Origin of the sequence: Paenibacillus cookii (genome assembly GCF_018333375.1) — a bacterium.
In the GTDB taxonomy this organism is placed as follows: Bacteria; Bacillota; Bacilli; order Paenibacillales; family Paenibacillaceae; genus Paenibacillus_AQ; species Paenibacillus_AQ cookii.
The window spans coordinates 1-8,042 of the sequence record NZ_BORW01000066.1 but is presented as its reverse complement, the minus strand read 5'-3'; the positions used below and the strand labels follow the sequence as shown (position 1 = coordinate 8,042).

General features: G+C 49.4%; 7 protein-coding genes and 1 pseudogene. 5 read left to right on the top strand and 3 right to left on the bottom strand.

Going from position 1 to position 8,042, the window contains the following annotated elements; translation table 11 throughout:
• Together KI367_RS27730 and KI367_RS26285 are read right to left on the bottom strand one after the other, a co-directional pair.
• Positions 1-153, bottom strand: a 153-nt coding sequence (locus KI367_RS27730) for a transposase (protein WP_212953193.1), incomplete at its 3' end; no start/stop codon positions are given.
• 437 nt (positions 154-590) lie between these two features.
• Positions 591-1,493 (bottom strand): LysR family transcriptional regulator, encoded by a 903-nt coding sequence (locus KI367_RS26285; protein ID WP_212953190.1) that lies wholly within the window; start codon positions 1,491-1,493, stop codon positions 591-593.
• Positions 1,494-1,690: 197 nt separating this feature from the next.
• On the opposite strand from KI367_RS26285, the gene KI367_RS26280 reads away from it, so the two are divergent.
• The 4 genes from KI367_RS26280 (at position 1,691) to ppsA (ending at position 6,290) form a co-directional block, all read left to right on the top strand.
• On the top strand, positions 1,691-2,158 hold the full coding sequence (locus tag KI367_RS26280) for a DinB family protein (protein ID WP_036715129.1): 468 nt from the start codon (positions 1,691-1,693) through the stop codon (positions 2,156-2,158).
• A gap of 109 nt (positions 2,159-2,267) precedes the next feature.
• Positions 2,268-2,672 (top strand): nuclear transport factor 2 family protein, encoded by a 405-nt coding sequence (locus KI367_RS26275; RefSeq protein ID WP_036715127.1) that lies wholly within the window; start codon positions 2,268-2,270, stop codon positions 2,670-2,672.
• A 72-nt stretch (positions 2,673-2,744) separates the two neighbouring features.
• A complete protein-coding gene (locus KI367_RS26270) occupies positions 2,745-3,461 on the top strand; it encodes a class I SAM-dependent methyltransferase (protein WP_212953187.1) in 717 nt (238 codons plus the stop codon).
• Between the two features lie 234 nt (positions 3,462-3,695).
• Positions 3,696-6,290, top strand: coding sequence for a phosphoenolpyruvate synthase (gene ppsA / locus KI367_RS26265; RefSeq protein WP_212953184.1), 2,595 nt, complete (start codon positions 3,696-3,698; stop codon positions 6,288-6,290).
• A 126-nt stretch (positions 6,291-6,416) separates the two neighbouring features.
• On the opposite strand, the gene KI367_RS26260 is transcribed toward ppsA, so the two are convergent.
• Positions 6,417-6,965 (bottom strand): TetR/AcrR family transcriptional regulator, encoded by a 549-nt coding sequence (locus KI367_RS26260; RefSeq protein ID WP_212953180.1) that lies wholly within the window; start codon positions 6,963-6,965, stop codon positions 6,417-6,419.
• Between the two features lie 13 nt (positions 6,966-6,978).
• Here KI367_RS26260 and KI367_RS26255 point away from each other — a divergent pair.
• Positions 6,979-7,878, top strand: a pseudogene (locus KI367_RS26255) (NAD(P)-dependent alcohol dehydrogenase); the annotation flags it as partial.
• Positions 7,879-8,042: the final 164 nt, after the last annotated feature.

Here is an 8,042-nt window from a genome sequence, read left to right as displayed (position 1 = left end):
ACCATCTGCTCTGTATTTTCTTATCCACTCTCTAACTGTGTGGGAACTAACCCCTAGTTGTCTCGCTTCATAGTTTGGATTTGACCTGTGCTCCAGGCATCGCTGTATGGCATGCAGTTTCGTTTCAGTTGAAGTTGAACTTCTTTTAGACATAGAAATACTCCCATCGTTGTAGTAGTAGAAGTTTTTATTTTTTCTACTGTCTACTATGATGGGAGCATATCATTTATCGGAATGCTACTCTTTTTTCTAACTGTTCCGTTCCATCGCGATTATATAAAAACCCAGCTTTTATTCGTCGCACTGTATAACTATTTTTGTTGTTTGCTTGGAGCCGTGTTGTTTTTTGTCCTTGCAAAAATAAAAATGGAATCTGCGTATTGGATGGGTTTTCCGCTCTTTATCATTTTGGGCTTCCTGGCATCGCTTAGCTTTCCGCCTTTGTATTTCATTTTTGTCGCAGGCTCTTTCGTTTTTTATTTCGTACAACCGGTAAAAAATAAGGTTTTGTCTTCGATTTTGGCGGTCTCCGGCCCCCTTCTCTTAGTGATTCTCTTGTTGGTGATCTAATTCGTGGGGGCGGGAACGGACTACGAAGACTTCGATTGTTGGATGGCAGTTTCGATATAGGATCTTAATTTTTTGATAAACGTCCGCATCGCATATCCGACATAGCGGTCGCTGCGATAGATCAGACAAATATCCTGCGAAGGGGTCGGATTTCTCAAAGGTATGACTTTGATGTCTTGGCGGTTAAGGTTATCCAGCAGGAGCCGCGGCAGCACGCATGCGCCGACTCCGCTTTGTACCATCTGGAGAAGGGAAGATAACGTTGTCGTCACCATATGCGGCTGCAGCGCAAATCCGTTATCCATGCAAAAGCGGTCGATCAGCTTGCGGCATTGATGTTCGGGTGGAAACATGACCATTTTCAAGGAACGCAGCTTGTTCAAGGGAATCAAGCTCTCCGCGGCCAGAGGATCATCCCTGCTTACCGCCAATGCGAACTCCTCGTGAAACAGAGGGATTGAAGTGAGGCGTTCGTCGCTAACAGGTCCAATGGTGACGCCGACATCGATGCTTCGGTCCAACACTTGCTCGGTTACTTTCATGGTTTCCAGAAGGGACAGCGAAATGGCGGGATAGGTTTGATGGAAGTCCAGCAGCAAAGCATTAAACAAGAGATCCGCATCTCCTGGCAAAACGCCGATGGATAGCGATCCGCCTTGCATCTTCTTCAGGTCGGCAATCGCGTCGCTCGCTTGCTGCAGATGCCCGAACATCGCGGCGCCATGTTCGCGAAGAATCGCACCGGCTTCGGTTAAGACAATTGTTTTCCCCGCACGATCGAACAGCAGAACACCTAATTCTTCTTCCAATCTCCTTATCTGCTGGCTGACGTTGGGGGCGCTGACTCCCATTTTTTCAGCTGCCTTCGTGAAGTGAAGCTCTTCGCATATGGCCATAAAATACTGTAGTTGTTTTAACTCCAAAACGCACACCTGCTTTCGATTGCATCGCCGAATGGATGGTACACGTTAGTTTTACTTCATCTTCCTTATTCTGTCAACGAGTGATCGTTAACTTTTGCTTAACGATACGGTAACGCCCACTGCATTGATGGGAAGTTCCGCGGGACCTATACTGGGATCAGATCAAGCGGTTCTCAATGACAAAGGAGGAAATGAATATGTCTGAAATGATCATCAACACGGCTAAAACGGTACGTCAAGTGGTGCTGCAGCAGGTGAACGCGATTCCTGAGGAACGGTTTGACGTTCAAGCGGCAGGATTCAACAATACCATCCGTTGGAACGTCGGCCATATCATTTATTGGATGGACCGGTATGCAACCCTGAGCTTCGGCTCCACGACAGCCATACCCGACTTGTATGAAACGTTGTTTAACTCCGGTACGAAACCTTCGGACTGGACATTTGCCCCTCCATCAAAGGAAGTACTGGTCGAAATGTTAACGGCACAGCTTTCCCGCCTATCCGAGCTGACGCCAGCAATGCTGGACGACAAGCCTTCGACTCCTTATGCTTTGGGACCTTTCCAATTCCACACCGCCGGCGAGTTGTTCAACTTCGCTTTGATTCACGAAGCCATCCACCTCGGCACGATTTCGAGCCAGCTTAAGGTTCTGTCAAGCTAACTGCCCTATATGAGCAGGCGCCCTTTCTCTATAGCGTTTCATGAAACAAGTGGCTTGATGAAAAGGATGATGGTAACGATCAATGAACCATAATGAGGAGGATTCTCTCATGGAAAAATACGCAGGCTCAGTCCCATCCCGAACTCGCGACGTGTTTGATGCTTTTAAGCAGGCTTTGGAAACGGGGGATACGGACGATTTTCTTCAAAAGGCGACGGAAGATTTTCGTTTCTCCGTTCCGCTCCCGCTGGAAGGGTGGAATCACGAGCAGCAAGGCAAAAAGCGGTTCGAGGATTTGGTCCGTTTCGAACGTTCCGTGTTTCAAATGCAATTGACTCCGCTTATCGTGCTTGAAAATGAAGATAACGGGATGGTGGTTTTTCGCTCGGAAGGTTCGTTGAACGGGCGGGATTTTCGCAATGAGCTTGCCATCGTTTTCGAGTTCGAAGGGGAGCGGGTCCGTTCCTTCCGCGAATATGTCGGAATGCCGTTAAAAAACTACGAGAACCCATAATCAGGTACTGGCATGAATGAAATTGTGGTACGATGACGGTAATTATTGTATGAAAGCGGGTAGACATCTCATATGATTCCCTTAGTCTATGACCAGATCAATCATTGGGGAAAAGACGATGAATTTTTCTTGGCGCTTCTGAAGAGTTTGCATGTACAAATCGTTGCCGACTTAGGCTGCGGAACCGGAAGATGGACGACGCGGCTTGCCCGGTACGGCTATGAAATTACGGCTGTGGACCCCAACGCGGAAGCGATTCATATGGCGAAAAGCAAAGACGCTGCAAACCGTGTCCAATGGATGGTTGGCGACAGCACGAATTTGCAAACCAAGGCTTACGATGCCGTCATCATGACAGCCAATGTTGCACAGGTATTTCTGACGGATGAGAGCTGGAAGCAAACGATCTCGGATGTATACCGATCTTTAAAATCGGGCGGGCATTTTATTTTTGATACGCGAAACCCTTTGGCGAAAGCCTGGGAAGAATGGGAAAAGGACATGACTCCTGATACTGCCCAAGATCCGGCAACCGGAGATCCGTTAGAAATTTACACGGAGTATGAAGGGTTCGAGGGAGATATTTTCACGTTTTACGAAACCGTCAAAAAGGCGCAGACGGGCGAAGTGTTGATTCATGAAAAAATGCAGATCAGGTTCCGGAAGCAGGAAGAGCTCGCCGATTCGTTGAAAAAGGCAGGTTTTACGCAAGTCACAACTTATGGCGATTGGGAGTTTAAACAAGCAAGTCCCGACAACAAGTCGTTTATTTTTCATTGCATGAAATGACCGTCTTTGAAGAAGTTCGGATACGACAAAAGCATAGCGGAAATCAAAAAAAGAACCTGAATCGTATGATCAGGTTCTTTTTTTATTGCATATAAACAGACGTGATGATATAATCAGATCACGACTGACATTTAATAAAAAGGCTATATGTATCTCATCTTACAATTTAATTGTAGCATGCCGAAAATTTCTTGTCAAATGTTTTTTTTATTTCATGGTTAGGAGAGATGTGGAATGAGATCGTTGGTTCTCGATTTTCAGGAAATGCAACAAACGCAGCTTGGGCTCGTAGGCGGGAAAGGATTGCATTTAGGGGAATTATCCAAAATCGAAGGGATCCAAGTTCCCGAAGGATTTTGCGTGACCACCGAAGCCTATCAAAAAGCCATCGAGCCAAACGAAACGTATCAAGCGTTGCTCCATCGACTAACCATGCTAAACGCAGAGGCTCGAGAACAAATGGGCGAGATCAGCAGGGAGATCAGACAAACCATATTGGATGTAGAAATTCCTTCCGATGTTGCGGATGCCGTTGTTCGTTATCTCTCCCGGTTTGGAGAGGAACAAGCTTATGCCGTGCGTTCCAGCGCGACCGCCGAGGATTTGCCGCATGCTTCTTTTGCGGGACAGCAGGACACCTACTTAAACATCATCGGCGTCGACGCCATCCTGCAGCATATCCGCAAATGCTGGGCGTCCCTTTTTACGGATCGCGCGGTCATGTACCGGGTGCAAAACGGATTCGACCATCGTCAAGTTTATTTATCCGTGATCGTTCAAAAGATGGTTTTCCCGCAGGCTTCAGGGATCTTATTTACCGCCGATCCGATGAGCGGAAGCCGAAAGCTGCTTGCCATCGATGCCGGGTACGGCCTGGGAGAAGCGTTGGTCTCCGGTATAGTAACTGCCGATCATTACAAGGTACGGGAAGGAGAAATCGCCGACAAGAGGATCGCAACCAAAACATTGGCGATTTATGGCCGAAAAGAAGGCGGAACGGAAACCAAGCCGATCGATCCCGATCTACAAAAGACTCAAACGCTTACGGATGATCAGATTTTACGACTGGCTCGCATCGGGAGACGAATCGAAGCTTATTTCGGCCAGCCGCAAGATATTGAGTGGTGTTTGGCTCAGGATACCTTCCATATTGTTCAGAGTCGTCCCATTACGACTTTATTTCCGATTCCTGCAGAGAATGATCAAGAAAACCACGTCTACATCTCTGTGGGCCATCAACAAATGATGACCGATCCCATAAAACCATTGGGATTGTCTTTTTACCTGTTAACCACTCCCGCACCCATGCGTACAGCCGGCGGCAGGTTGTTTGTTGATGTTGCGCCTCGGCTGGCTACCTCTGCCGGACGGGAAGCTTTATTAGATACCGTGGGCTCCGATCCGCTCATCAAAGGCGCACTCATGACCATCATCGAACGGGATTTTATAAAATTGTTACCCCATGATCCAACGGCACCGGTTCCGGGCAGAGGAAATACAGGTATGCCGGCGGCATTCGAGAGCGATCCGGCAATCGTTTCGGATTTGATTAAGCGTAGTGAAACCTCGATCGAAGAGTTAAAACAAAACATTCAAGGGAAATCGGGGCCGGATTTGTTTGATTTCATTCTGGAAGATATCCAGGAATTAAGGCGGATTCTATTCGACCTGCAAAGTACGGCTGTGTTTATGGCTGCGATGAATGCTTCGGCATGGATCAATGACAACATGAACGCATGGTTGGGCGAAAAAAACGCGGCAGACACGCTTTCCCAATCGGTAGACGGCAATATTACTTCGGAGATGGGCCTGGCGCTGATGGATGTCGCCGATGTCATTCGTCCTTATCCGGAATTGATTGACTATTTGCAGCTGACCAAAGACGATAACTTTCTGGATGAGCTGGTGAAGTTTGATGGCGGCCAGGAAAGCCGGGACGCGATCCAAGGATTTCTCGACAAATATGGCATGCGCTGTGCCGGAGAAATCGACTTGACCCGGACCCGTTGGAGCGAAAAACCGATCACGCTTGTCCCGTTGATTTTGGGCAACATCAAAAACTTTGAGCCTAACGCCAGCCGCCGCAAATTTGAGCAAGGGCGCCGGGAGGCTTTGGCCAAGGAACAAGAGTTGATCCATCGCTTGAAGCAACTGCCGGACGGCGAACAAAAAGCCAAAGAAACGAGACGTATGATCGACCTCGTCCGGAATTTCATCGGCTACCGGGAATATCCCAAATACGGCATGGTGAATCGCTATTTCGTTTATAAGCAGGCTTTGCTGAAAGAAGCCGAACGGCTCGTGCAAGCGGGCGTGATTCGTGAAAAAGAAGATATCTACTACCTCGCTTTCGAAGAGCTTCACGAAGCCGCGCGTACAAAGAAACTGGATGACCGGATCATCAGCAAACGGAAAGAAGAGTACCAACGTTATGAAAAACTGTCTCCACCGCGCGTAATGACGTCGGATGGCGAAATCATCAGAGGGGAGTACAACCGGGAAAATCTTCCGGATGGAGCATTAGCAGGACTTGCCGTTTCCTCCGGAGTGATCGAGGGACGCGCACGCGTCATGTGGAACATGGAAGATGCCGATCTGGAAGACGGCGATATCTTAGTCACCGCTTTTACCGACCCCAGCTGGACGCCATTATTTGTATCCATAAAAGGTCTGGTCACCGAAGTCGGCGGGCTGATGACCCATGGCGCCGTGATCGCTCGCGAATATGGCTTGCCGGCTGTTGTCGGAGTGGAGAATGCTACCGGGCTGATCAAGGACGGGCAGCGAATTCGCGTCAATGGAACGGAAGGGTATGTTGAAATATTGTAATGGGGTCCGTATAAAATGGTATGGGTAGGAACACATGGGCGTCGACAGCAGATCGTGACCGGTCTGGACGAGCCGGAGTAAGAGCATGCAGAGCGTCCTGGAGATAACCCGGGCGCTCTTTTTTATTTATAGGCTTCTTTCCAACAAGGTTCCGACTTGTTTGGCCATGTCTTTCGGGGGATAGGGCATCCCGTTTTTGATCCACCATTCAATGACCCCGACATAGGCCGTTCCGGCATACTGCAGCATCACGTCCTCGTTTAAATCCGCATTTTTTCCGCTTTCTTTGTCAATCTCGCCTCTAAACCCTTCCATAAAAGAAGCAAGAAGCCGGGTTCTGAAAGAGGATGGCATCCCTTTGCTGGCTAACATGGTGGAAAAAAGCAAGTAATTTTTCTCGAAATATTCGAAATAAGGAACCAGGGCATCGGTCCATTCCAACTCGCACGCCCATGTATCCATCTCCTTTAATTCATTAATATGGGTTTCCATGATTTTATCCAACAAATCATATTTGTCCTGATAATGCAGATAAATGGTACCGCGGTTTACATTGGCCTGGTCGGCAATGTCCTGAATGGTAATGTCGTCGAAATTTTTGACGGCCATCAGTTCGATGACGGCTTTTTTTAAGGATTCTTGCGTTTTAACAATTCTTCGGTCGACTTTTGCCATCGTGATCCCCACCGATTGGGGGCCGGTCCAATATCCTCTCGTACCCGGACACGAGATCGCCGGCATTGTCGCCCGGGTTGGATCGGACGTTACGAAATATTCGATTGGCGACCGAGTAGGAGTAGGCTGCATGGTGGATTCCTGCGGAGAATGCGAGAGCTGCCGCAAGGGAGAGGAGCAATATTGCCATCATGGTCATACGGGGACTTACGCCGCGATCGACAGATACGGCCAATACACGCAGGGCGGTTATTCCACCCACATCGTCGTAACCGAAGATTTCGTCGTCCGCATTCCCGACGGCATCGCCCTGGATGCCGCCGCACCGCTTTTGTGCGCCGGAATTACGACGTATTCGCCGCTTCGCCATTGGGGCGCCGCGCCGGGCAAAAAGGTCGTGGTGGTTGGACTCGGCGGGCTTGGACACATGGCCGTGAAGCTCGCCCATGCTATGGGGGCGGAGGTAACGGTTTTATCTCAGACGCTGAAGAAAAAGGAAGACGGTTTAAAGCTTGGCGCGGACCATTATTATGCCACCAGCGATCCGGAAACGTTTACGACGCTGGCCAACACGTTCGATCTGATCGTGAATACGGTAAACGCAAAGATTGATTTAAATGCCTACCTCTCGCTGCTGGCCGTCGACGGCACCTTGGTCAACGTCGGTGCTCCGCCGGAGGCATTGCCTGTGCAAGTGTTTTCCCTTATCCCGCATCGCCGGTCGTTTGCCGGATCGGCCATCGGGGGCATTCGGGAAACGCAGGAAATGCTTGATTTCTGTGCCGAACACCGCATTACGCCTGAAATCGAGCTGATCTCCGCCAATCAGATTGATGAAGCCTGGGAACGCGTTCTTGCTTCGGATGTCCGGTACCGGTTCGTCATCGACATCGGCACGATGGGCAAGGAATAAGGAGAATCCGGATGTTCTTTCAGACCGTCCGGCAATCTCGGTACGCCCAGCATGGGCGTCATCTCTAGGGTGAAAGTCCCGAACGGGGGCTGGCGAGCGCCTACCGTTAGCCAAGGGCAAGGGTGTCTGCCGCGAGGCAGAATCTGAAGGAAGCCGGAGGCAAA